Source organism: Brevundimonas kwangchunensis (assembly GCF_039523815.1).
Lineage (GTDB): Bacteria > Pseudomonadota > Alphaproteobacteria > Caulobacterales > Caulobacteraceae > Brevundimonas > Brevundimonas kwangchunensis.
Genome location: NZ_BAAAGA010000002.1, coordinates 255962 through 277979, shown reverse-complemented (window position 1 = coordinate 277979; position 22018 = coordinate 255962). Strand labels below are relative to the sequence as shown.

Annotated in this window: 23 protein-coding genes; 7 read left to right on the top strand and 16 right to left on the bottom strand. The window is 68.3% G+C overall.

Going from position 1 to position 22018, the window contains the following annotated elements:
• Position 1: 1 nt before the first annotated feature.
• From flhA to fliQ, 10 genes are all read right to left on the bottom strand, one after another.
• A complete protein-coding gene (gene flhA / locus ABDZ95_RS06300; protein WP_343792289.1) occupies positions 2 to 2086 on the bottom strand; it encodes a flagellar biosynthesis protein FlhA in 2085 nt (694 codons plus the stop codon).
• Between the two features lie 22 nt (positions 2087 to 2108).
• The gene (gene bla / locus ABDZ95_RS06295) at positions 2109 to 3023 is read right to left on the bottom strand and encodes a class A beta-lactamase (protein WP_343791807.1); all 915 of its coding nucleotides are present in this window, start codon (positions 3021 to 3023) and stop codon (positions 2109 to 2111) included.
• Between the two features lie 14 nt (positions 3024 to 3037).
• Positions 3038 to 4429 (bottom strand): sigma-54-dependent transcriptional regulator FlbD, encoded by a 1392-nt coding sequence (flbD, locus tag ABDZ95_RS06290; protein ID WP_343791805.1) that lies wholly within the window; start codon positions 4427 to 4429, stop codon positions 3038 to 3040.
• A 72-nt stretch (positions 4430 to 4501) separates the two neighbouring features.
• Positions 4502 to 4834: a flagellar motor switch protein FliN gene (gene fliN / locus ABDZ95_RS06285; protein ID WP_343791803.1), complete on the bottom strand. Its 333-nt coding sequence runs from the start codon at positions 4832 to 4834 to the stop codon at positions 4502 to 4504.
• Positions 4834 to 5484 carry a FliH/SctL family protein gene (locus ABDZ95_RS06280; protein ID WP_343791802.1) on the bottom strand — a complete coding sequence of 217 codons (651 nt, stop codon included), beginning with the start codon at positions 5482 to 5484 and terminating at the stop codon, positions 4834 to 4836. Before ABDZ95_RS06280 ends, fliN begins: the two co-directional genes overlap by 1 nt.
• 2 nt (positions 5485 to 5486) lie before the next feature.
• The gene (gene fliG / locus ABDZ95_RS06275) at positions 5487 to 6524 is read right to left on the bottom strand and encodes a flagellar motor switch protein FliG (protein ID WP_343791800.1); all 1038 of its coding nucleotides are present in this window, start codon (positions 6522 to 6524) and stop codon (positions 5487 to 5489) included.
• Positions 6524 to 8161: a flagellar basal-body MS-ring/collar protein FliF gene (gene fliF, locus ABDZ95_RS06270; protein ID WP_343791798.1), complete on the bottom strand. Its 1638-nt coding sequence runs from the start codon at positions 8159 to 8161 to the stop codon at positions 6524 to 6526. Before fliF ends, fliG begins: the two co-directional genes overlap by 1 nt.
• A gap of 95 nt (positions 8162 to 8256) precedes the next feature.
• Complete coding sequence (gene flhB / locus ABDZ95_RS06265) at positions 8257 to 9327, bottom strand: flagellar biosynthesis protein FlhB (protein WP_343791796.1); 1071 nt, start codon at positions 9325 to 9327, stop codon at positions 8257 to 8259.
• Complete coding sequence (fliR, locus tag ABDZ95_RS06260; RefSeq protein ID WP_343791794.1) at positions 9320 to 10090, bottom strand: flagellar biosynthetic protein FliR; 771 nt, start codon at positions 10088 to 10090, stop codon at positions 9320 to 9322. The genes flhB and fliR overlap by 8 nt, the downstream gene beginning before the upstream one ends.
• Before the next feature lie 4 nt (positions 10091 to 10094).
• Complete coding sequence (gene fliQ / locus ABDZ95_RS06255) at positions 10095 to 10358, bottom strand: flagellar biosynthesis protein FliQ (RefSeq protein WP_343791792.1); 264 nt, start codon at positions 10356 to 10358, stop codon at positions 10095 to 10097.
• A gap of 150 nt (positions 10359 to 10508) precedes the next feature.
• Here fliQ and ABDZ95_RS06250 point away from each other — a divergent pair, with 150 nt between their 5' ends.
• The 3 genes from ABDZ95_RS06250 (at position 10509) to ABDZ95_RS06240 (ending at position 13579) form a co-directional block, all read left to right on the top strand.
• Complete coding sequence (locus ABDZ95_RS06250) at positions 10509 to 11642, top strand: hypothetical protein (protein ID WP_343791790.1); 1134 nt, start codon at positions 10509 to 10511, stop codon at positions 11640 to 11642.
• Positions 11643 to 11788: 146 nt separating this feature from the next.
• Positions 11789 to 12364 (top strand): GTP cyclohydrolase I FolE, encoded by a 576-nt coding sequence (folE, locus tag ABDZ95_RS06245; RefSeq protein WP_343791788.1) that lies wholly within the window; start codon positions 11789 to 11791, stop codon positions 12362 to 12364.
• Positions 12365 to 12430: 66 nt separating this feature from the next.
• Positions 12431 to 13579 (top strand): acyltransferase family protein, encoded by a 1149-nt coding sequence (locus ABDZ95_RS06240; RefSeq protein WP_343791786.1) that lies wholly within the window; start codon positions 12431 to 12433, stop codon positions 13577 to 13579.
• 4 nt (positions 13580 to 13583) lie between these two features.
• On the opposite strand, the gene ABDZ95_RS06235 is transcribed toward ABDZ95_RS06240, so the two are convergent.
• Together ABDZ95_RS06235 and ABDZ95_RS06230 are read right to left on the bottom strand one after the other, a co-directional pair.
• Entirely contained in the window at positions 13584 to 13967 is a 384-nt protein-coding gene (locus tag ABDZ95_RS06235; RefSeq protein ID WP_343791784.1) for a VOC family protein, read from the bottom strand.
• Between the two features lie 55 nt (positions 13968 to 14022).
• Positions 14023 to 15348: an amidohydrolase family protein gene (locus ABDZ95_RS06230; protein ID WP_343791782.1), complete on the bottom strand. Its 1326-nt coding sequence runs from the start codon at positions 15346 to 15348 to the stop codon at positions 14023 to 14025.
• 118 nt (positions 15349 to 15466) lie between these two features.
• On the opposite strand from ABDZ95_RS06230, the gene ABDZ95_RS06225 reads away from it, so the two are divergent.
• A complete protein-coding gene (locus tag ABDZ95_RS06225) occupies positions 15467 to 16309 on the top strand; it encodes a 2OG-Fe(II) oxygenase (RefSeq protein WP_343791780.1) in 843 nt (280 codons plus the stop codon).
• 6 nt (positions 16310 to 16315) lie between these two features.
• Here the strand turns inward: ABDZ95_RS06225 and fliE are convergent, their stop codons facing one another.
• The 3 genes from fliE to flgB are packed head-to-tail and all read right to left on the bottom strand — an operon-like array spanning position 16316 to position 17475.
• A complete protein-coding gene (gene fliE, locus ABDZ95_RS06220) occupies positions 16316 to 16615 on the bottom strand; it encodes a flagellar hook-basal body complex protein FliE (RefSeq protein ID WP_343791778.1) in 300 nt (99 codons plus the stop codon).
• Between the two features lie 10 nt (positions 16616 to 16625).
• Complete coding sequence (gene flgC / locus ABDZ95_RS06215; RefSeq protein WP_425542975.1) at positions 16626 to 17045, bottom strand: flagellar basal body rod protein FlgC; 420 nt, start codon at positions 17043 to 17045, stop codon at positions 16626 to 16628.
• A 19-nt stretch (positions 17046 to 17064) separates the two neighbouring features.
• On the bottom strand, positions 17065 to 17475 hold the full coding sequence (gene flgB / locus ABDZ95_RS06210; RefSeq protein WP_343791776.1) for a flagellar basal body rod protein FlgB: 411 nt from the start codon (positions 17473 to 17475) through the stop codon (positions 17065 to 17067).
• A 148-nt stretch (positions 17476 to 17623) separates the two neighbouring features.
• On the opposite strand from flgB, the gene ABDZ95_RS06205 reads away from it, so the two are divergent.
• The 3 genes from ABDZ95_RS06205 to ABDZ95_RS06195 all read left to right on the top strand — a co-directional run bounded on the left by ABDZ95_RS06205 (position 17624) and on the right by ABDZ95_RS06195 (position 19129).
• Positions 17624 to 17911 (top strand): FliO/MopB family protein, encoded by a 288-nt coding sequence (locus ABDZ95_RS06205; RefSeq protein ID WP_343792285.1) that lies wholly within the window; start codon positions 17624 to 17626, stop codon positions 17909 to 17911.
• Positions 17908 to 18729 carry a flagellar type III secretion system pore protein FliP gene (gene fliP / locus ABDZ95_RS06200; RefSeq protein ID WP_425542973.1) on the top strand — a complete coding sequence of 274 codons (822 nt, stop codon included), beginning with the start codon at positions 17908 to 17910 and terminating at the stop codon, positions 18727 to 18729. The genes ABDZ95_RS06205 and fliP overlap by 4 nt, the downstream gene beginning before the upstream one ends.
• Positions 18730 to 18850: 121 nt before the next feature.
• On the top strand, positions 18851 to 19129 hold the full coding sequence (locus ABDZ95_RS06195; RefSeq protein WP_343791774.1) for an HU family DNA-binding protein: 279 nt from the start codon (positions 18851 to 18853) through the stop codon (positions 19127 to 19129).
• A gap of 11 nt (positions 19130 to 19140) precedes the next feature.
• On the opposite strand, the gene ABDZ95_RS06190 is transcribed toward ABDZ95_RS06195, so the two are convergent.
• Positions 19141 to 21981 (bottom strand): tetratricopeptide repeat protein, encoded by a 2841-nt coding sequence (locus ABDZ95_RS06190; RefSeq protein WP_343791772.1) that lies wholly within the window; start codon positions 21979 to 21981, stop codon positions 19141 to 19143.
• Positions 21982 to 22018 lie beyond the last annotated feature (37 nt).

Sequence of the window (22018 nt, the reverse complement as noted above, 5' to 3'; positions counted from 1 at the left end):
ATCAGACCGAGCCGATGGTCCGCAGGCGGGCACGGGGGTGGACCTCGTTCTGGCTCATGACCACCGTCTGGCCGCGGAAGCGTTCGATGATCGAGCGGACGTAGGGGCGGATCTGCGGGCCGGTCAGCAGGACCGCCGTCTCGCCCGCCATCGCCGCGCGTTCAAACACGTCGCGGGTCGCCCGGATAAAGTCCTGCAGGCGGGAGGGCGCCATGGCCAGTTGCTTGTCCTCGCCCTGCCCGATCAGGGCCTCGGCGAAGGCCGCTTCCCACTCCGGCGACAGGGTGACGATCGGCAGGGCGCCGTCGTCGCCCTTGTGCTGCCAGCATAGCTGGCGAGCCAGACGGGCGCGGACGTGTTCGACCAGGGTCGTGACCGAGCTGGTATGCGGCGCGGCCTCGGCCAGACCTTCCAGAATGGCCGGCAGATCGCGGATCGAAACCTTCTCGCGCAGCAGGGTCTGCAGGACCCGCTGCAGGGTGGTGACGGTGACCACCGAGGGGATCAGTTCGTCGACCAGCTTCTTCTCTTCGGCGCCCAGCTCCTTCAGCAGCTTCTGCACCTCGGCATAGGAGAGCAGGTCCGCCATGTTCTCCTTCAGGATCTCGGTCAGGTGGGTGGTCAGCACCGTCGACGGATCGACGATCGTGTAGCCGCGGAAGGTCGCTTCCTCGCGCAGGCTCTCGTCGATCCAGGTGGCCGGCAGACCGAAGGCCGGTTCGCGGGTGTGCTCGCCCGGCAGCTCGACCTGACGGCCGGCGGGGTCCATGGCCATCAGCGAGCCCAGACGAACCTCGCCCTGCCCTGACTCCATTTCCTTGATGCGGATGGCGTAGCCCTGGGTCGGCAGGCGCATGTTGTCGAGGATGCGCACCGACGGCATGACGAAGCCGTACTCCTGCGCCAGCGAGCGACGCAGGGCGCGGACCTGATCGGTCAGGCGACGGCCCTCCAGATCGTTGATCAGCGACAGCAGGGAGTAGCCCAGCTCGATCTTGACCTCGTCGATGGTCAGGGCGGTGCCGATCGGCTCCTCGACGTCTTCCGTCGGGCCGGCGACCACGCTTTCGGCGTCCACCACCTTGGGCTTCAGTCGCTGCCGCCCCAGCTTCCAGGCCATGAACCCAGCGCCCAGCGCCAGTGCCGCGAAGGGCAGCAGGGGCATGCCGGGGATCAGGCCGATCAGGCCGGCGGCGCCCGAGACGACGCCCAGGCTGACCGGGTTGGTGGCCAGCTGCGCGACCATCGCCTTGTCGGCCGTGCCCTCGACGCCCGCCTTCGACACCAGGAAGCCGGCGGCGATCGAGACGATCAGGGCCGGGACCTGGGTGACCAGACCGTCGCCGACCGTCAGCAGGACGTAGGTGTTGGCGGCCTCGCCGACAGGCAGGCCGTGCTGGATCACGCCGATCAGGATGCCGCCGATCACGTTGATGAAGGTGATGATGAGGCCGGCCACGGCGTCGCCGCGCACGAACTTGGAGGCGCCGTCCATGGCGCCGAAGAAGGTCGATTCCTGCTCCAGCTCCTTGCGGCGCAGCTTGGCGGTATCCTCGTCGATCAGGCCGGCCGACAGATCGGCGTCGATGGCCATCTGCTTGCCCGGCATGGAGTCCAGGGTGAAGCGGGCCGAAACCTCGGCGATCCGGGTCGAACCCTTGGTGATGACGACGAAGTTCACCACCAGCAGGATGGCGAAGATGATGATGCCGATGATGAAGCTGCCGCCCATCATCAGGGCGCCGAACGACTGGATCACCTGACCGGCCGCGTCGTGACCCTCGTGACCGTGGGTCAGGATCAGGCGCGTCGAAGCCAGGTTCAGACCCAGACGATACAGGGTCGCGACCAGCAGGACGGTAGGGAAGATGGCGAAATCCAGCGGGCGCTTCATCATCAGCGCCGTCATCAGGATCAGCACAGAGCTGACGATCGAGATGGCGAGCAGCAGGTCCAGCAGGAAGCTGGGCACCGGCACGATCAGCAGCATGATGATGCCGATGACGCCCAGCGCCATGCCGACTTCGCCGCGCATCAACCATCCGCGCATGTCCGAACCCGTCGGGCGCGCCATGCCGTCCTTCATCAGGGGCGAGGAAACCGGGGCGTCAGTCATGACCCAGCGCCTTCAGCGCCAGCCGGGTCGCCTCGGCGATCACGGCCTCGCGCGCGTCCGGGTTCGAGTCCCGCGTCGCGTGATAGTAGATGGCCAGCACGACCGGCCTGCCCGACGGCGGCGTCAGCACGCCGATGTCATTGACCGGGCCATAGCCGCCCGTGCCGGTCTTGTGCGCCACGGTCCAGCCGGCCGGTACGCCGGCCTTGATGCGCCCCGGACCGGTCGGGGTCTCGACCATCCAGCGGGTCAGCAGGGCTTTCGACTCCGCGCTCAGCGGGGTGTCGCCGGAGACCAGCAGGCGTTCCATATTCCGCACGGACTGCGCCGGAAGGATGGTGTCCTTGTCGCCGTCCAGTCGGTTCATCTCCGGCTCCAGACGGTCCACGCGGGTGCTCTCGTCGCCGATGCCGCGATAGAAGGCGCGCAGGGCGTCGATGCCGCCCATCTCGCGGATCAGGATGTTGGCCGCCGGGTTGTCGCTGAGGCCGACAGTGCCTTCCATCAGCTGCTCGACGGTCAGGGTCGAGCCGATCGCCGGCTCGGTCGTCGGCGCGTGGCTGATCATGTCCGCGCGCGTGATCGGGATGGCGCGATCCAGCCGCTCCTGCCCCGCCTGCACCCGCAGCAGGGTGGCGGCGGCCAGATACATCTTGAAGGTCGAGCAGTAGACGAACCGCTCTTCGCCACGCCAGGCCAGGGCGGCGGCGCGGCCGATGTCGAGCGCGGCCACGCCGATGCGGCCGCCGTGGCGGGCTTCCAGCGCCGACAGGTCGAGCGGCTGGAACACAGCCTGCGCCATCGGACGCGCCGGCTGTTCGGCCGGCCGGGCGTCGGTTTCGGTCTGCGGCGAGCAGCCCATGACGCCGAGCGCGCCAAGGCCGGTCAGGACGCTTCTGCGGTCCATCGGCAGGGTCATGGTCAGGCCGCGTAGCCGGACGCGGCGATGCCCGATTGCGGGGCCGGGATGCTCGTGCCCTCGTCGGCGTATTCGTTCAACTTGTTGCGCAGGGTGCGGATCGAGATGCCCAGGATGTTGGCCGCGTGGGTGCGGTTGCCGAGGCAGTGCGACAGGGTGTCGAGGATCAGCGTCTTCTCCATCTGCGCGACGGTCTGGCCGACGTGCGAACGGGTGACGACGTCGGCGACGTGGGCGGCGCGACCGGCCGGGCCAGCGTCATAGGCGGGCGCTCCGCCGCCGGCGTTCAGCGGCTGGCCGTCCGGCAGGCGGATGGCCTCGACGTCGATCTCGGGCCCGATCGCCAGCAGCACCGCGCGGTGCATTGCGTTCTCCAGCTCGCGCACGTTGCCGGCCCAGCGGTGGGTGGTCAGGGCGCGGCGGGCCTCGGCCGAGATCGGACGGACCGGCACGCCGTTGGCGGCGGCGTATTTCTTGACGAAGTGGTCGGCCAGAACCGCGATGTCGCCCGGACGCTCGCGCAGCGCCGGCAGGCGCAGGTTCACGACGTTCAGGCGGTAGAGCAGGTCCTCACGGAAGCTGCCCTCGGCGACCGACTTGGCCAGATCGCGGTTCGAGGTGGCGATGATACGGATATTGACCGGCACAGGCTTGTTGCCGCCGACGCGGTCGATCACCCGCTCCTGAATGGCGCGCAGCAGCTTGGCCTGCAGGCGGACGTCCATCTCGGAGATTTCGTCCAGCAGCAGGGTGCCGCCGTCGGCTTCCTCGAACTTGCCGATGCGGCGGGCCATGGCGCCGGTGAAGGCGCCTTTCTCGTGTCCGAACAGCTCGGATTCCAGCAGGTTGTCCGGGATGGCCGCGCAGTTGACGCTGATGAACGGACGCTCCGACCGCTTGGAGCCAGCGTGCAGGTAGCGCGCCATGACTTCCTTGCCGACGCCGCTTTCGCCGGTGATCAGGATCGAGGCTTCCGAGCGGGCGACCTGGTCGGCCAGCTGGATGACGTGCTTCATCGACGGATCGGCCGAGATCATCGGGCGCTCGTCGTCGGCCACGGCCGACAGGACCGCCGCGATCAGGTCGGCCTCGGGCGGCAGCGGGATGAACTCCTTGGCGCCGGCGCGGATGGCGTTGGCCGCGTCGGTCGCGTCGGCGTCGACGCCGCAGGCGACGACCGGCACATGGATGCGCTCGTTCTCGTTGGCCGAGATCAGGGCGGCGATGTCGACGCGATAGTCGACCATCAGCAGGTCGGCGCCCTGCCCCCGGCGGAGCTGTTCCGTCGCCTGATCGCCACGCTCGACGTGCTGGACCTTGGCGCCGTGCGCCATGGCCATCTTCACCGCCGTCGCCAGCTGTCCGCTGAGCCTGCCAACCACCAGAAGCCGCATGGGTCTTCTCCCTTAATTCTCTACCGCCGGTCGCCGCCCTCCCCTTGGAAGACGCGATTTCCTTGAAATCGCTTAGGCGCCCGAGTCTTCCGTCTTGATGATTTCCGTCATGGTCACGCCGAGGCGGTCCTCGACGACCACCACCTCGCCGCGGGCGACCAGACGGTTGTTGACGAAGATGTCGATCGCCTCGCCGACCTTGCGGTCCAGCTCCAGCACGCTGCCGCGGTTCAGCTTCAGCAGCTGGGCCACCGACATGTGGGCCTTGCCCAGCACGGCGGAGATGTTGACCGGAACGTCGAAGACGGGCGCGAGGTCGTGCGCGCTCTTCTCGCTGTGCTCCTCGGGAGCGGCGAGGCCGCCCGTTTCGGAGAACTCTTCCAGAGCCATGTTGTCGGACGCCATCAGGGCCTCCCCTCAATGAGGTGTTCAGCGTGCCCGGCCTCGGAGGCGAGGGCGGAATTCAGAGCCTCAGCCATGCGGGCGAAGGCGTTGTCGGCATCGAAGTCGGCGCGGCCGTCGGCCCATTCCAGACGGAAGGCGGCGGTCGGCAGGCCGGGCTCATCGCGGAAGGCGACCAGTCCGGAGAAGCCGGCGTCGGCGCACAGCTGCTCCAGCTGTGCGCGGGTCTCGTCGGTCAGTTCGCCGGTGCGGATGACCAGACGGGGCGAGGCGTCGATCTCCTGCCCCAGCGCCTCGAGCGCCGCCTGCAGCGGGCCGTGGGGGAAGCGGTCCAGCGAGGCGGCGGCGACGACGCGGGCGGCGGCCAGCGCCAGCTCCACCGACTGCTCGCGATGATGCCGGGCGATCTGGGTCAGGGCGGGCGCGGCGGCGTTCAGGGCCTGACCGATGGTCGACAGGGCCATTGTCTGGATGCCGGCCAGCTCGGCCAAGGTCTGGTCGCGGGTCTCGGCGCGGGCCTGGGCGACCAGCATCTCGACCTCTTCGGGGCTGTACGACCGCTTGGCGGGCTTCCAGGCCGAGGCCTGCACGACGACGCCGTCCGCGTCGAACTCGGTGTCGAAGGCGAAGGGACGGGAGGGGGCCGAGCTCATCATCAGTAGATCAACTCGTCATCGCCGCCCTGGCCGACCAGCATGATCTCGCCCTTGGCGGCGAGATCCTTGGCGACCTGGACCATCGCCATCTGGGCCTGATCGACGTCCTTGAGACGCACGGGGCCCATCGACTCCATGTCCTCGCGCATGATCTTGGCGGCGCGCTCGGACATGTTGGAGAAGAACATCTCGCGCAGGCTCTCGGACGCGCCCTTCAGGGCCAGACCCAGCGAGTCCTTCTCGACCGCGCGCAGCAGGGTCTGGATGCCGCCCGGATCCAGCTTGGACAGATCCTCGAAGACGAACATCAGGGCGCGGATGCGCTCGGCCGCCTCGCGGTTGCGCTCTTCCAGCGCACCGATGAAGCGGGCCTCGGTCTGGCGGTCGAAACTGTTGAAGATGTCGGCCATCAGCTCATGGCTGTCGCGCTTGGACGTGCGGGCCAGGTTCGACATGAACTCGGTGCGAAGGGTCTGCTCGATCTTGTCGAGGATGTCGCGCTGAACCGGCTCCATGCGCAGCATCCGCTGCACGCACTCAAGGGCGAAGTCCTCGGGCAGCGACGTCAGCACGCGGGCGGCGTGGTCCGGCTTCACCTTCGACAGGACCACGGCGACGGTCTGCGGGTATTCGTTCTTCAGATAGTTGGCGAGGACCGCCTCGTTCACATTGCCCAGCTTGTCCCACATGGTCCGGCCGGCGGGACCGCGGATTTCCTCCATCAGGCCGTCGACGCGGTCGGCGGGCATGAAGGAGGCCAGGAGGCGCTGGGTCTGTTCGAAGCTGCCCATGACCGAGCCCGAGCCGCTCATGCCCGAGACGAACTCGACCAGCAGCTCCTCGACGACGTTGGAGCTGACGGTGCCCAGACCGGCCATGGCCTGGGAGATTTCCTTGACCTCGTCGTCGTCCAGCCCCTGCCAAAGGCGAGTGTGTTCCTCACCCAGCGAAAGCAGGATGACGGCCGCCTTTTCGGGGCCGGTGAGCTTGCGGGCGTCCTCGACCGCAGGCTTCTTGTTGATCATCCGGCTGGCCATCAGCCTTCATGCACCCAGCTTCGGAGGATGGAAGTCGACTCCTCCGGGTGCTTCTCGACGAAGTCGGCGACCTTCTTGACCGACGACGCCTTCACCTGACCCTCGATGCGGGCGATATCCAGGCGCTGGTCCATTTCCGACGGACCGCCGAGCTGGCCGGCCATGCCGGGCGCGCCGCCGACGACGGTGGTCTGCAGCGAGGTCACCGGCACGCCACCGGCGCCGGCCAGTTGGGGCTGACCGGCCGCGCCGCCGCCGGCCGCAGTCTTCAGCAGCGGACGCAGGACGAAGAAGATCAGCAGCACGCCGGTGATCAGCAGCACCAGCAGCTCGACGCCGCGCATGATGTCGTTCTTGGTGAAGTTGAACAGCGAGTTGCCGGCCTCTTCGCCACCGACCGCGGTGACGTCGCGGTTGAAGCGGACGTTCAGCACCTCGATGCGATCGCCGCGCTCGGTGTTGATGCCGACGGCGGCCTCGACCAGCGACTTGATCTGGGCGATCTCCTCGGGCGTGCGTGCCGCATAGGTCGGCTCGCCGCCATTGGCGCCGGGCGTCCAGCGGCCGTCGACCGCGACCGAGACGGCCAGCTTCTTGACCTCGCCGGCTTCCTTCACCGTGGTCGTGGTGGTGTTCGAGATCTCGTAGTTGGTGGTCTCGGTGTTCTGGGTGTCGCGCGAGCCCTGGGCCGTCGCACCCGGAGCCTGACCGCCCGGAATGTTGTTGGTCGCCGTCGCGCCGCCGTCCGGAGCGCCGGTCGTGTCCTGGCTTTCCGAGCCGTTGGTCGAGGTCGAGCGGACGACCTGGCCGTCCGGGTCGAAGCGCTGTTCCTGGGTGGTCGAGCGGGCATGGTCGATCTCCGCCGTGACCTGCACCCTCGCGCCGCCGACGCCAACCACGCCCTCGACGATGTCTGTGATGCGCGCCTTCAGCTGGGCTTCGGTCTGGCCGCGGGCCTCCTCGGCCGAGGCCGCGCTGAAGCCCTCGCCGTCCGTGCCGGCGGCAAGCGTGCGGTTCGAGGTGTCGGTCAGGGTGACCTTCTCGGGCTTCAGGTTCGGCACCGAGGAGGCGACGACGTTGCGGATCGCCTGCACCTGCGCGCCCGTAAGCTGGCCGCCCGTGACGCCGACGACGACCGAGGCGGTCGGCTCGGCGGCCTGCGACTGGAACAGCTCGCGGCGCGGGGTGGCGATCATCACGCGGGCCGACTGGATGCCGCGCATGGTCTGGATGGTGCGCGCCAGCTCGCCCTCGAGCGCGCGCTTCTCGTTCAGGTTCTGCTGGAACTCGGTCTGGCCCAGCACCGACTGGTTGTCGAAGATTTCGTAGCCGACGCTGCCCGAGGTCACGAGCCCCTTGCCAGCGACCAGCATGCGGGCCTCGCCCACCTGATCGCGGCTGACGAAGATGGTCGAGCCGTCGCCGCGCGAGCTGTATTTGATGCCGGCGCTGTCCAGCGCCGTGGTGACCTCGGACGCCTCGCGCAGGTCGAGGTTGGAATACAGCAGGGCGTCCGGCGCCTGGCCGATGCGCAGCATGACCGCGACCAGCACCGCCGCAACGCCGGCGGCGACGCCCAGCACCACGGTCAGCCGACCGATCCCGAACCTTTGCAACGCCGCCGTAAAGCCGCCCACGCGTTCCCGCCCTGATACTTGCGGGAACTGACAAGGGCCCGCTGGGCAGAAAATGCCGGGCGCGTGGTAAACGCCGCGTTAAGGGGCCTGAAGGATCAGCGTTTCTTGCGGCTTTGCATGACGAAGCCGATCACCTTGGCGGCGGCCTCGAAATGCTCGCGCGGGATGACCTCGTCGACCTCGACGGTCGCGTACAGGGCCCGGGCCAGCGGCACGTTCTCGACGATCGGCACCGAGTGTTCCCGCGCCACTTCCCGGATCTTCAGGGCGAGGACGTCGACGCCCTTGGCCACGCAGACCGGGGCCGGATCGTCCTTTTCGTAGCGCAGGGCGACCGAATAGTGGGTCGGGTTGGTAACGATCACGGTCGCGGTGGGCACCGCCTGCATCATCCGCTTGCGGCTGCGCTGGGCGCGGATCTGCTTCAGCTTCGCCTTGACGTGCGGGTCGCCCTCGGACTGCTTGTAGTCCTCCTTGACCTCTTCCTTGGTCATCCGCATCCGCTTGGCGAAGCGCATCTTCTGCCAGAGGAAATCGGCGCCCGCCGTGAAGGCCAGGAAGATGATCGCCGCTCCCATCAGGGCGATGGCGAGGTCACGCGAGAGCGGCAGGATCGCGGCCGGCGACATGGCGGCGAGGTTCTCGAACTCTCGCGTATGCGGCTTCAGCACGAACCAGCAGATCACGCCGACGGCGATCAGCTTCAGGAAGGTCTTGCCGAACTGGAACAGACCGTCCGGGCCGAAGATGCGCTTGAAGCCTGCCATCGGGCTGACGCGATCCCACTGGGGCTTCAGCTTGTCCGGCGTGAACATCAGACCCGACTGGGCCATGCTGCCGCCCGCCCCGCCGATGATGGTGGCCAGAGCCACAGCCCCAAGGAAGGGCGCGACGGTCCAGACCGCCTGGGCGCCGATCTCCACGCCCGCACCGGCCTCAAGCCCGCCCAGCATGGTGTGAGGCGCGGCGATGAAGGGCAGGAGTTGCTCGGCCATCGAGGTCGCGAAGAAGCCGCCTGCGCCCAGCACCACAGCCGCCGCGCCCAGCAGGGACGCGGCCGAGCCGACGTCCATGGACTTGGCGACATCACCCTTTTTCCGCGCGTCTTCTAGTTTTCGCGGGGTGGCTTCTTCTGTCTTCGACTCGGGATCGGCGCCTTCAGCCACCGGCGCCTCCCGCGAAGACCTGGGCCAGGGCGCGGTAGCGGTCGATGAAGACCGTACCCAGCACGCCGAGGCTGAGAGCGAAGACCGACAGCCCCAGGATCACGCTGAGCGGGGCGGCGGCGAAGAAGATCTGGAACGACGGCATGACCCGGCCGACCAGTCCCGAGGCGAGGTTGAAGATCAGGGCGAAGACCAGCACCGGCGCCGACAGCTGCACGCCCAGCATGAAGCTGTCGCCCAGCGTCTTGACCGCCATCGCCGTGAAGTCGCCGGTGACCAGCGGGCGCGCCGGTGCGATCAGCTCATACGATCCGACCAGCCCGGCGATGAACAGGTGATGGGTGTTGGTCGCGAAGATCAGGGTCGTGCCCAGCAGCATCAGGAAGGCCGAGATCGTCGTGCCCGGCTGGGCCTGCATCGGGTTGGCGGTCTGGGCGAAGCCGAGCGTCGTCTGCAGCGAGACGATCTCGCCGGCCGTCGACAGGGCCGTCAGGAAGCTGCGCAACAGGGCGCCGATCATCAGGCCGACGACGACCTCGCGGATGACCCAGCCCACCATCGAACCGAGGCTGGCCGGAAGAGCGGGCAGGCCGCCGGCCACCACCGGCCACAGCACGAGGGAGATCATCAGGGCCAGCGACAGGCGGACACGCGGCGGGACATAGCTTTCGCCGACGCCGGGCAGCATCAGCAACACCGCGCCGATCCGTGCGAAGATCAGCGCGCCCTGCCAGACCTGCTCCGATGTGGCCCAGGCCTCCACTCGCCTACATGCCGGCGATGCGGGCCGCGATCGTCCTCATGAACCCGCCCAGCAGCGCGCCCATCAACGGGAGGAACAGCAGCAGGGAAACGAAGATGGCGATGATCTTGGGCGCATAGACCAGGCTCTGCTCCTGGATCTGGGTCAGGGCCTGGAACAGGCCGATGACCACGCCGACCACCAGCCCGACCAACAGGATCGGGGCGCACAGCTGGATCGTCAGCCACAGGGCGTCACGACCCACATCCAGAACTTCCGTGCCGTTCATGCCACGCTCCAGAGGCCGCAACACGCGCAGCCGATACCGGGCAAGAAATGCCGGGAGCGTGGTTAACAGGGCGTTAGTGACCGTAAACCTTGCCAGGTAACCCGGCGTTGAAATCAGGGATCGCACACTGGAGCGAGGGGACCACCATCCATGATCCAGATTCCGATCCTGCTAAGCGCGGCGACCCTTGGGGCAGGCATCGCAGCCTGTTCGGCACAGACGCCGTCCCGATACGCCCCCTCACCATGGGTCGAGGGACGGGACGCCGAGCGGGCGCCGTTCGCGCCGCGAGCATCTCCGGACCATGTCGTGGTCATGGTCGGCGACAGCGCAGGACGGCAGGAGCGGCGCGTCGTTCGTCGACATGGCGACTGGGCCCGGATCGAACAGAGCGACATCCATGGCACATCGGCCTATCTCGTGAGCCTGACGGCCCCGCTCGCGGTATCGTTCGATCAGGGAGAAGACGGACGCTACACCCGCCTCTTCATGCGAGCCGCAAGCGGTGGTCCCACAAGCTCTGATGCAGCGAGACCCACGGGCGAGGTCGATCATCTTCTGGGTGAGAGCTGCACAGTCTGGGACATAACCTCGCGCGTCATGTCGTATCCTTCGGACGCCTGGTGGCTGAGCTGCATCACGGACGACGGCATAGAGCTGTGGCAGCGATACGAAAATCCGAGGGGCTATCGCAGCGAACGACGCGCCATCAGCCTTGTCCGGGAACCGGTCGCCGCCGAACTGGTCACGCCCCCGCCCGACCTCCTTGATCCCGGTCGTTGGGCGACAGATCCGCTGCCAGAGTCGGGGGAAGGCAGCATCGTCGATATGGACAACAAAAGGACCGATCGTTTCCGCGTGGAGAAACGGTTCACACGTCTGGGAAGCCTGCAACGTCTCGAGGATCATTCCGGGTTCGTCGTGACCTCCTCTGCCGCGCCCTTCCACCTCAGGTTCGAACGGGACAGCGAGGGCCGCTACGTTCTGCTGACAATGTCCAGCGAGGAGCCATCCATACCGATGGCCCCGCCCGTTCCCGCGGAAGATGCGCCGCTCCTGATCGCGGGCGAGCGGTGCGAATGGCTCTACATGACGCCGGGCCTTCACGACTACGCGAGGTTCGATTGCCGCACTGCGGACGGCGACCTTCTCGCCGAGCGAACCCATGTCCGCGGCAGCAGAACGGTACTCGAGGCGCGCCAGACCGTGAGGAGGAGATTGTCTGCGGCCGATGTCATTCCGCCCCCTGAAGTTCTCGACCCAGCGAACTGGGCCCTTCGATAGGCGAGCTTCTCCTTCCCATCATGGGGAGGGCGGCTCGCGAAGCGAGACGGGTGGGGAGCGGTGGGCGCGATTACGAACCCCACCCTGTCGTCGCTATTGCTCCGACATCCCTCCCCATGAAGGGGAGGGAGAGCTATAGGACCGCCATGACCAAGCCGAGCATCACCCAGGCCGACGCCGAAGCCGCCGTCCGCACCCTGATCGAATGGGCGGGAGACGATCCGAACCGCGAGGGCCTGCTTGAGACGCCGGCGCGCGTGGCGCGCAGCTATCGCGAGCTCTACGAGGGCTATGACGTCGATCCGCGCCAGTATCTGGAAAAAACCTTCGAGGAGGTCGGCGGCTACAACCAGATGGTCGTGCTGAAGGACATCCGCTTCGTCAGCGCCTGCGAGCATCACATGCTGCCGGTCGTGGGCGTGGCGCACGTCGGCTATCTGCCGACCGACCGGGTCGTGGGCATCTCCAAGCTGGCTCGCGTGGTGCGCGGTTTCGCCCGTCGCCTGCAGATCCAGGAGAAGATGACGTCCGAGATCGCCCTGGCGATCGAGGAGGTGCTGCGTCCGCAGGGCGTGGGCGTGGTCATCGAGGCCGAACACAGCTGCATGACGCTGCGCGGCGTCAATGCGCCGGGAGCCAGCCTGACCACCAGTCACCTGAGCGGCGTGATCCGCGACGACCCGCGGACACGCGAGGAGTTCCTGCGGCTGACGCGGCGCTGACCGCCGCAATCGCGCCGCGTTTCAGGCCCGACCCTTGCGACGAGCAGCTCCGTAAGGAGTTTTGCCGTGGCCTGGACAGCAATTTCGACCCGAAACGAGACACTTCCCATCGTCCGCGGTGGGTGGCTGGACGCCCTGCGTTTCATTGTGGCCGGGTTGATCATCCTGCATCACTTCCAGATGTCGGCCCCGGTGCCGCTGGCCGAGGGCCTGCATCCGGTGTTCGAGCGCGGCGGCTTCCTGCTGACCAACTTCTTCCTGATCGACAGCGGCTACGTCCTGATGCGCGTCTATGGCGCCTCGGTCGCGGGCGGACGAATGTCGCCGGGCGACTTCTTCCTGAAACGCTATCTGCGCGTCGTGCCGGCGCACCTGATCATGGGGCTTTCGCTGGTCGTGCTGGTCGTCGGCGGCGGCATGCTGGGCTTCGCGCCCCGTGCGCCGGAATGGTTCGCCTGGGATCAGTTCTGGGCCCAGATCACCCTGACGCAGGCCTATGGCGTTCCCGGCGGCTATGGCTGGAACGCGCCGAGCTGGTCGATCTCGGCCCTGATCGGCTGCTACCTCGCCTTCCCCTGGATCCTGCGCGGCCTGATCCGACTGGGGCCGTGGACCGTGCTGGCTCTGGGCGTCGGCCTGTACCTGCTGGCCAATCAGCTGACCTGGGCTGTCTTCGGATACCCGGTCTATCAGATGCCGATGGGCCTGGGCCTGTTCCGCGCCCTGCCGCTGTTCTTCCTGGGTATGTGCCTGGCCTGGTTTGCCCAGAAGGTCTGGATCTCGCCGCGTCTCGCCGGGTGGGCCGGGATCGGCGCCGCCCTCCTGCTGGCCTTCGTGCAGTATTTCGACAAGCACGCCCTGATCTCGCTGGCCTGCATCTCGACCATCATCCTGGCCGCCGGCGCCACGCCGACGCCGCGCCCGTCGAAATGGGTCGAGAAGGCCGCGCAGGTCTCGTTCTCGATGTTCATCACCAACGAGGTCGTGCGCATCGCCTGGTTCGGCGTCGCCAATGTGCTGATCGCGAAATACGCCCTGTCCTCGCCCGTCCAGTGGGCGCTGTGGTTCGCGGGCGTGGCGGCCGCCTTCGTCTTCGCCTGGCTGTTCCACCACGTGATCGACACGCCGATCCAGAACCGCATCCGCGACTGGCTGAAGTCGCGTCGCGGTCGCCGGATCGAGGTGCGTCAGCCGGTGGTGTCGCTGGAGGGCTGAAGCCCTACATGCCCTGAACGAGGTGAAGGATGTTGCCGTCCGGATCCTTGAACCAGACCATCTTCATGTCGCCGTTCTCGTGGATGTCGCCATTCAGCGTGCCCGGCATGTCCGGATAGTGCTCGAAGACCACGCCCTTCGATTTCAGATCATGGGTCACGTCGACGATGTCGCCCTTCATCTCCCAGGTCACGGCATTGGCCTTGTTGGTCCCTGCGAACTGCGAGGCATAGACGCCCAGCGAGGTCTGGCCGGTGCGGAAGCTGAGGAAGCCGTCCTCGACGCTGCTGGCCTCGATCATGAGGCCGAGGATGTCCTCGTAGAAGGCCCGGGCGCGGGCGAGGTCGCTGACGGCGACGATGGCGGACGAGTTGCGGTCCCTGAGCATGGCGCTCTCCCTTTTGGCTGGAGAGCCAGCGCCTCGCGCCGCGATCCGGTTCCCGTCAGCCGCCGCAGCCGTCCGGCGAGCCGGCGACCACGCGACCGCCCTTCATCACCGTGCGGGGCGTGCGCAGCGGCCCGAGGCCTTGGGTCGGGTCGCCGTCGACCGCCACCAGATCGGCGAAGGCGCGCGGACGGACGACGCCCAGACCATCGTCGCCCAGCATCCGGCCCGCTTCCCATGTGGCGGACTGGAGCGCCTGCGTCGGCGTCAGGCCGGCCTCGACATAGCCGTCCATCGTTCCGCGCGATCCGGCGCCGCGGCCGGGCGCATACGGGAAGTAGAGATCGGAGCCGAGGGCGATGCGGACGCCGGCGCGATGGGCGCGCATCAGACGGTCGCGCCCGCCCTGCAGATGGCGGTCGACCTCCTCGCGCGGGGGCTGTTGCGGCCAGCTGCGGGTGAACTCCAGCGCCATCTCGAGCGAGGGATCGGTCGGCACCAGCCACACCCCCTTGCGCGCCATCAGACGCAGGGTCTCGTCGGAGATCTCGTAGGCATGCTCGATGGAGGTCACCCCGGCCTCGACCGCCTCGCGGATCGAGGCGTCGCTGGTGGCGTGGGCGGCGACGGGAATGTTGTGGCGCTTCGCCTCACTGACGATGGCGGCGATCTCCTCGACCGAGAGGCGTGTGCGCTGGGGTGTCGCCTCCGGGTACATCTTGATGACATCGGCGCCGCGGGCGATCGCCTCGCGCACGGCGGCGCGGGCGTCCTCGACCCCGGTGACGATGCGGTACTCGCCGTTGACCAGATCGTGCGGATCGCCAGGCATCGGCTCCATCTGCCCGCCGGCCGGCGCGAGTCCGGGGCCCGAGCCATAGATGCGCGGTCCGGCCACCCGGCCGTCATTCACCGCCCGCTCCAGCATCAGATCGAGGAACCGGCCCGAGTTGCCGAGATCGCGCACGGTGGTGAAGCCGGCGTCCAGATACTCTCTTGCGCGACCGGCTGCGGTCAGGGCGCGGTAGACGTCGCCCTGCACCGCCTGGTCTCGCGCGGCGACGTCGGACAGGCCTTCACCGCTTCTCTGCTCCAGCAACAGGTGCGTGTGGGCGTCGATCAGGCCCGGGATCACCGAACAGCGACGCAGATCGATGACGGTCGCCCCCTCCGGCGCGGCCAGCCCCTCCCCCACTTCGGCGATACGCTCGCCGCGGATCAGGATGTCGCGCGCGCCCACCATGCGCCCCGCCTCGGAGTCGAACAGGTTTCCGGCGCGGACCAGCACGACGGGCCGGGGCGCGCCCTGCGCCTCGGCGAGGGTCGGCAGGGCGGCGGCCAGAAATGCGAAGGCGGCGGCTGTTGTGGCGAGGCGGGACGTCATGGGCTCTCCGGGCGGACTGTTCAGGTCAGAGGCCTCTTATGACCTCAGCGGATGCTCGCCGAACCGTGAATTCGCCGTAAGCTTGGCGGAACGCGCGGCTCGGTCCTAGAAGTTCAGCGTGAGCACAGACGACCTGACCTTCGATCCTGCTGAACTGCACGCCGTCTCGGCAAAAGGCGACGGCGTGGCGTCGCACCGTCTGGCGGTGCTGACGGCGATGGGGCTGTGGGTCCGGCAGGATTGGGCGGAGGCGCTGCGACTGCTGGAACGGGCGGCGGCGCAGGGGCATGAGCCGGCCGGCGACGATCGCGCGGCCTTGGCGGCGCTTCCGGACCTCGGCCAGTGGCTCACGCCTCCGCGCCCGCGCGCCCTGATGGCCGGCCCGGCGATCCTGACAGTGCCGGACTTCCTGCCGCCGTCCGTGTGCGACTGGCTGATGGATCAGGCGCGGGAGGAGACGCGGCCGGCGCTGGTCTATGACCCGGCGACCGGCGACGGCCTGCGCAACGACATCCGCACCAACTCCGCCAGCCAGATCGGGCTGGAACGGATGACGGTCACCATGGCCCTCGTCCGCGAGCGGATCGCGCGCATCGCGGGCCTGCCCGTGCCCGGGCTGGAATGGACGCAGGTGCTGCACTATGGCGTCGGCCAGACCTTCGACTGGCACGTCGACTGGCTGAACCCTGACGAGCCGGGATATGCCGCCGATCTGGCGTCACGCGGCCAGAGGATCGCGACACTGCTGGTCTATCTGAACGACGACTACGAGGGCGGGGAGACCGCGTTCGAGGCGGGCGGACTGCGCCATCGCGGAAAGAAGGGCGATGCGCTGATGTGGGCCAACACCCTGCCGCAAGGCGGGGTCGATCCGCGCACGCGTCATGCCGGCCTGCCGCCGACTGCGGGCGAGAAATGGGTGCTGTCGCAGTGGCTCAGGGGCCGGGCGCCGACAGGCTAGTCGCCGTCAGATCGGCATCCGCATGATTTCCTGATAGGCCTGGATCACCTGATCGCGGACCGCCATGACGGTTTCCAGCGAGGCCTCGGCGGACGAGACGGCGGTGACGACGTCGATAAGGCTGCCCTGCCCCTGCACCGAGGCGGCCATCTGGGTTTCTGCGGCGCGCGACTGGGTCGTCATGTCGTTCATGACGCCGGACAGCATTTCCGCGAAGCCGGACTGCCCCACGCTGGCGGCCGGGGCCGCAGGCATCTGGACGCCCTGCGTCGCCGCATAGGCCTTGGCCGCCATCAAGGGGTTCATCGGCTAATCCCTATCGCTTCAGGATGTCGAGGGTGCGCGTGTCCATCGTTCGCGCGGTCTCGATGACGTTCAGGTTGGCCTCGTAGGCGCGCTGCGCCTCGCGCATGTCCATGGCCTCGACAAGGGTGTCGACATTCGGGCGCAGCACATAGCCCTCGGCGTTGGCGGCCGGATGGGACGGGTCGTACTCGGTCCGGAACGGCGAGGCGTCCGGGCGGACCTCGGCGAGGGTCACGCCGGTCGCGCCGTCGATCTCGCGGGCCTGGAAGACCGGGATCTGCCGACGATAGGGCTCGCCGCCAGCGACTTGGGCAGTCGATTGCGCGTTGGCGATGTTCTCGGCGATCACGCGCATGCGCGACTGCTGGGCCTTCAGCGCGCTGGCCGCGACGGCCATGGCGTTGTTCCGGGGCGGGACGGGATCAGGCATCGGCGTTTCCCTTCATCGATCAGCGACCCGGGACCTTGGCCGCCATACGGAGCATGGCCATGGACTTCTGGTAGAAGCCGATGGCGGCGTCATAGGCCATGCGGCTCTCGGCCATCTTGAGCATCTGCTCCTCGACCACGACCGAGTTGCCGTCGAGGGTGGTCTCGGAGTCCGGGGCCGAGGTGGTGTCGAAGCGCGAGGTCGACTGGCCGGCCGGGGCGATGTGCATGGCGCTCGTGCGCGTCATCCGCACATCGCCGGTCCCTGCGCGAAGCGCGGCGGCGAAGTCGGTCGGCTGGTTCAGGTCGCGACCGACGTAGCCGGGCGTGTCGGCGTTCGCCACGTTCTGCGCGATCACGCGCTGGCGTTCGTCCAGCCAGGACAGGCGGCCCTTGATCTGGCCCAGTAGCGGCAGGTCGTTGAAGCCCACGGGTCCGATGCTCCGGGCGCGGATCGCCCAAAATCGATCGGCAGAAAATGCCGCCCCCATGGTTAATGAGGAGTTATCTCAACGCGCCGTTAACCACGACTGCCCGAGTGTGAGCCGCCGGAACCAGTTCACCGGCGGGGCCGCGCGCATGAATTTCCTCGATCTTCTCAGGGCCATGTTCGCCCTCGCCTTCACCCTCGGCATCATCGGCCTGGCCGCATGGGCCGCGCGTCGCTATGCGCCGCAGCTGATGGCCAAGCTGAGCGCGGAGCGCGGCGAGCGCCGCATGCAGGTGGTCGAGACCCTGGTGCTGGATCCGGCCCGGCGGCTGGTTCTGGTGAAGATCGATGACGAGGAGCGCCTGCTGATCCTCGGCGAGGGCCGCGAGCTGATCGAACCGCGCGGCCCAGGCGCCGGCATGGGAGCTTCCAAGTGAGCCTGAAGGGCGTCTTCGCCCTGCCCTCACGCGCGGAACTGAAGCGCGCGGCCCTGCTGTCGCTGCTGGTGACCGCCCTGAGCCTGATCTGGCCGCTGGCGGCGCTGGCGCAAGAAGTGGCCGCGGGCGGTGCGGGCTCGGCCATCAACATCGATCTGGGAACTGGCGCGGGGCTGACCGAGCGGGTCGTCCAGCTGGTCGGCCTGATGACCGTCCTGTCGCTGGCGCCGTCGATCGTGATCATGACCACCAGCTTTGTGCGGATCGTGGTGGTGCTGTCCCTGCTGCGGACCGCGCTGGGCATGCAGCAGTCGCCGCCGAACGCCGTTCTGGTGTCCCTGGCCCTGTTCCTGAGCGCCATCGTCATGGCTCCGACGTGGCAGGACGCCTATGATTCGGGCATCCGACCGCTGATGGATCAGCAGATGGAGCTGCCCCAGGCCTTCGATGCGGCATCAGAACCTGTGAAGACTTTCATGCTGGGTCAGGTCGATCAGGACGACCTCGCCCTGTTCGTCCGCCTGTCCAACATCGAGGCCCCGGCCAACGCGGTCGAACTGCCCCTGCGGGTGGTCACTCCGGCCTTCATGATCAGCGAGCTGAAGCGAGCTTTCGAAATCGGATTTCTCCTTTTCGTTCCGTTCCTTGTGATCGATCTGGTGGTCGCCAGCGTGCTCATGTCCATGGGTATGATGATGCTGCCTCCGGTGGTTGTCTCCCTGCCCTTCAAGCTGATCTTTTTCGTGCTCGTGGACGGCTGGAGACTGGTCGCCGGGAGCCTCGTCGAGAGCTTCCAGAGAGCGTCCGGAACGGGATAACTCCCCACCCCGTGGGGCTTTCAGCGCCAAAGCCGCTTGCCAACCGCGAAAAAAGCGGCGTTGATCCGGTCGTCATCGCTCCTGAGTCTCGGAGCGAACTTCAATCGGGAAACGACCCACAATGACCACTCAAGCCGAACTCATCGCCGCCGTCGCCAAGGACGCGGGTGTCAGCCAAGCCGACGCCGGCCGCGTCCTGACCGCGATCGTCGAGAACATCCACAAGTCGCTGATCGCTGGCGGCGACGTCCGCATCTCGAACCTCGGCGTGTTCGACACCGCCGCTCGCGCCGCCCGTGAAGGCCGCAACCCGGCCACCGGCGCGACCATCAAGATCGCCGCCTCGAAGGCCGTGCGCTTCCGCGTGTCGAAGCCGCTCAAGGACGCCGTCAACGGCTGATCCCTGAAAGATCAGGCGGCCGGCCTCGCTGCAGGGGCCGCCGCCGGAGCTTGTGGACGGGCGGGAGCCGCTGGGCGGTTCCCGCCCGTTTTCTGTCTGAACTCGGTCTTCATCGCTCCGACCCAGCCGGCGAAGGTGTCCGCCGAGGCCGACAGGGCGGCGAAGTCGCCGACCGTCGCCGCGCCGCCCGTGCCGTCGTCCAGCGCGATCGACATCACCGTCTTCGACCGGGCGTTGGGAATGAACTGGCGGTAGTTGCGCGACATCCGTCCGAGACCGACGCCATCCCGTGCCAGTGAGTACGCAATCCCCGCCCGAATGACGTTGGCTTCCTCAGCCGCGGTCAGGGCGGCGGTGTTGCGATAGCGATCGCCCAGCAGGCCTTCGTACAGGAGCGCGGCCCCGGCCCAGTTCTCCTGCTTCCAGAAGATTTCGGCGCGCACGGCGCGCGCAGCCGCCGAGCTGTCGCTCTCCAGCACCTCGAGCGCGTGATCGTAGCGGCCGAGGTTCATCAGAGCTCTCGCCTCCAGCGCCCGGCGCTCTGCGTTCATCGCCGTCGGCAGCAGGGTGGTGCGTGAGCTCCAGATGGCCTGCAGCGCCTGCTCGGGCTGGCGGTTCATCAGATAGATGGTCGCCAGATCGGTCGCGATCTGGGCCTTGGCGACGCCCTCCAGCCGGTTGTCGACCTGATACTTCAGCAGCTCGGCCGCCTGGGTCAGCAGATCCACGTCGACCAGACGCCGCGACATGCGCCGGACCATCTCGTCGCCATCGGCGCCGATCGGGGTCAACTCGCGGAAATCGTAGAACAGGGCCAGCGCCTGAACCGGCTGCAAACCGTCCGCTCCGCCCTCGAGGAACAGCATGCGGAAGATGGCGTCGCGGTCGGCGACCAGATCCGACGCGCCCGGCAGGCGGTTGAGGTTGTCCGACGCCGCCAGCGCCGTCAGGGCCTCACGGTACAGCCCCTGCGACTGGTACAGCGACGCCAGCTGACGGATGACCGCCAGCTCGGTCTTGTCGCCGCGCCAGCGATAGCGAAGGCTCTCCAGCTCCTTCGCCGCAGCGTCCGGCTTCATCGCGCCCTTGGCCAGCGACAGACGGATCGCGCCCAGACGGCCCGGCACGGCCACGCCGTCCAGCGGCGCACGGCCGACGGCGGTGTAGACCGCGAGAGCGCGGTCGCTCATGCCGTCCATCTCGAACAGCTTCGCCTGTACGGTGCGGGCGGCCAGCTGGTCGACGGCTGGCGCGTTCTGGCTGAAGACATAGGTCAGAAGGGCGCGAGCCGCGGCCGGGTCGCCGCTCTCCAGCGCCGCCTCGGCATGAGCCGCGCCGAAACGGGCGCGCCATTCGGGCGGGAAGTCGTCGACCGCGCCGGCTCCGGCCGAGAAGGCCTGACGCGCGGCGGCCCAGTCACCCTGTTTGGCGGCGATGTAGCCGCGCCAGACGGCGGCGGACGGATCGCCGGCCAGCGCGCCGGAGGCGAGATCGGCCGAGGCCTCCTCGAACCGGCCGATGCTGGCCCTGGCGGCGCCGCGCAGGCCGCGCACCTCGGGCTCGCCGGCCATGTTCGGAGCCTCGGCGATGATGGCGTTCAGGACGCCGATGGCCTCGTAGTTCAGGCCCGATCCGACGAGGAAGCGGGCCAGCGCCATGCGCATCTCGATCGGCGCGCGCGGATTGCCGGCGGCGGCGGCTGCCTCTGCGGCGGCGGCGTCCTGCAGCTGGCGATAACGGGCCGAGAAGCCGGCGTGACCGGCATCCGCCCAGTTGGCGAGGATCAGGGAGGGGAAGCGCGCCTTCGTGGGCGCGCCGGCCTCGGCCGGGGCCGCGTCGAGTTGGGCCGACGGGGGCGACAGAAGAAGGCCGCCGGGGCGGGTGATGGTGACCAGGTCGCCATCGGCCTTCACGGCCAGATCGGTGACCGATGTCTCGATGGCTAACCCGTGCGCCGAAGGCAGCAGGGTCATGTCCATCGTCTGGCGACGGTCGGCGAAGCCCTTGCCCGGCGCCAGGGCGGTGACGGCGGCGAAGCGGTCGCCGGCCAGCGGATCGGTCAGCCAGACGGCCTTGGTCGCGCCGGCCATGTTGGCCACCAGCGTCGGCTCGCCTGTGTCGTCGCGATTGACGCTGACGCCGCCGACCGAGGCCGCCGGACCGCCGATGGTGACCGTCCAGGTCGCGCCGTCGTTGCTGGCCGAGACCGGCAGGTTCTCAGGGGCCGACAGGCGAACGGCGACGTGGTCGGCGCCGGCGGTCCAGTGCGCCTGGGACGCCGGACCGAGTGCGCTGGCGCCCGACATGTCCAGCCGGGCCTTGGTGTCGAACACCACCCAGACGGCCTCGCCGCGGCGGAAGACGGCCGCGCCGACCGGCGTGGGCCAGCGGAAGCTGAGGGCGACGCGATCGCTGGTCGCCTGCGAGGTGACCGCCACTGCCTGGGTGATCGCAGGAGCGGCCTGCTGCTGGCCCTCAGGGGCCTTCGCATACAGGTTGAGATAGACCGCGCCGTCGGCCGAGCCGCTGTGGGCGTCGGCGCCTTCGGCCAGGGTCAGGACCAGTTCGGTGCCGCCCCGGACCGAGCGGGTCTCGACATCCGTGACGCCCGGCGGCGGATCGACCCGCAGGCGCGAGACATCGGGCGCGGCCGTGGTGCCGATGCGGACGATGACCTGCTGACCTTGCCGGCGAACCTGCGAGCGGGCACCGATGACGCCGGCGAATTCCACGCGGGTGAAGGTCGGATTGGCGCCGATGCGGATTGTGACCGGATCGACCGGCCCCACGCCCTCCTGCGCCAGCGGAGCCATCGGAGCCAGCACGACAGCGCCGGCCGCGGCGGCCGCCACGGTCGTTCTGAGGATGCGCTTGCTGTGACGGGCCCCG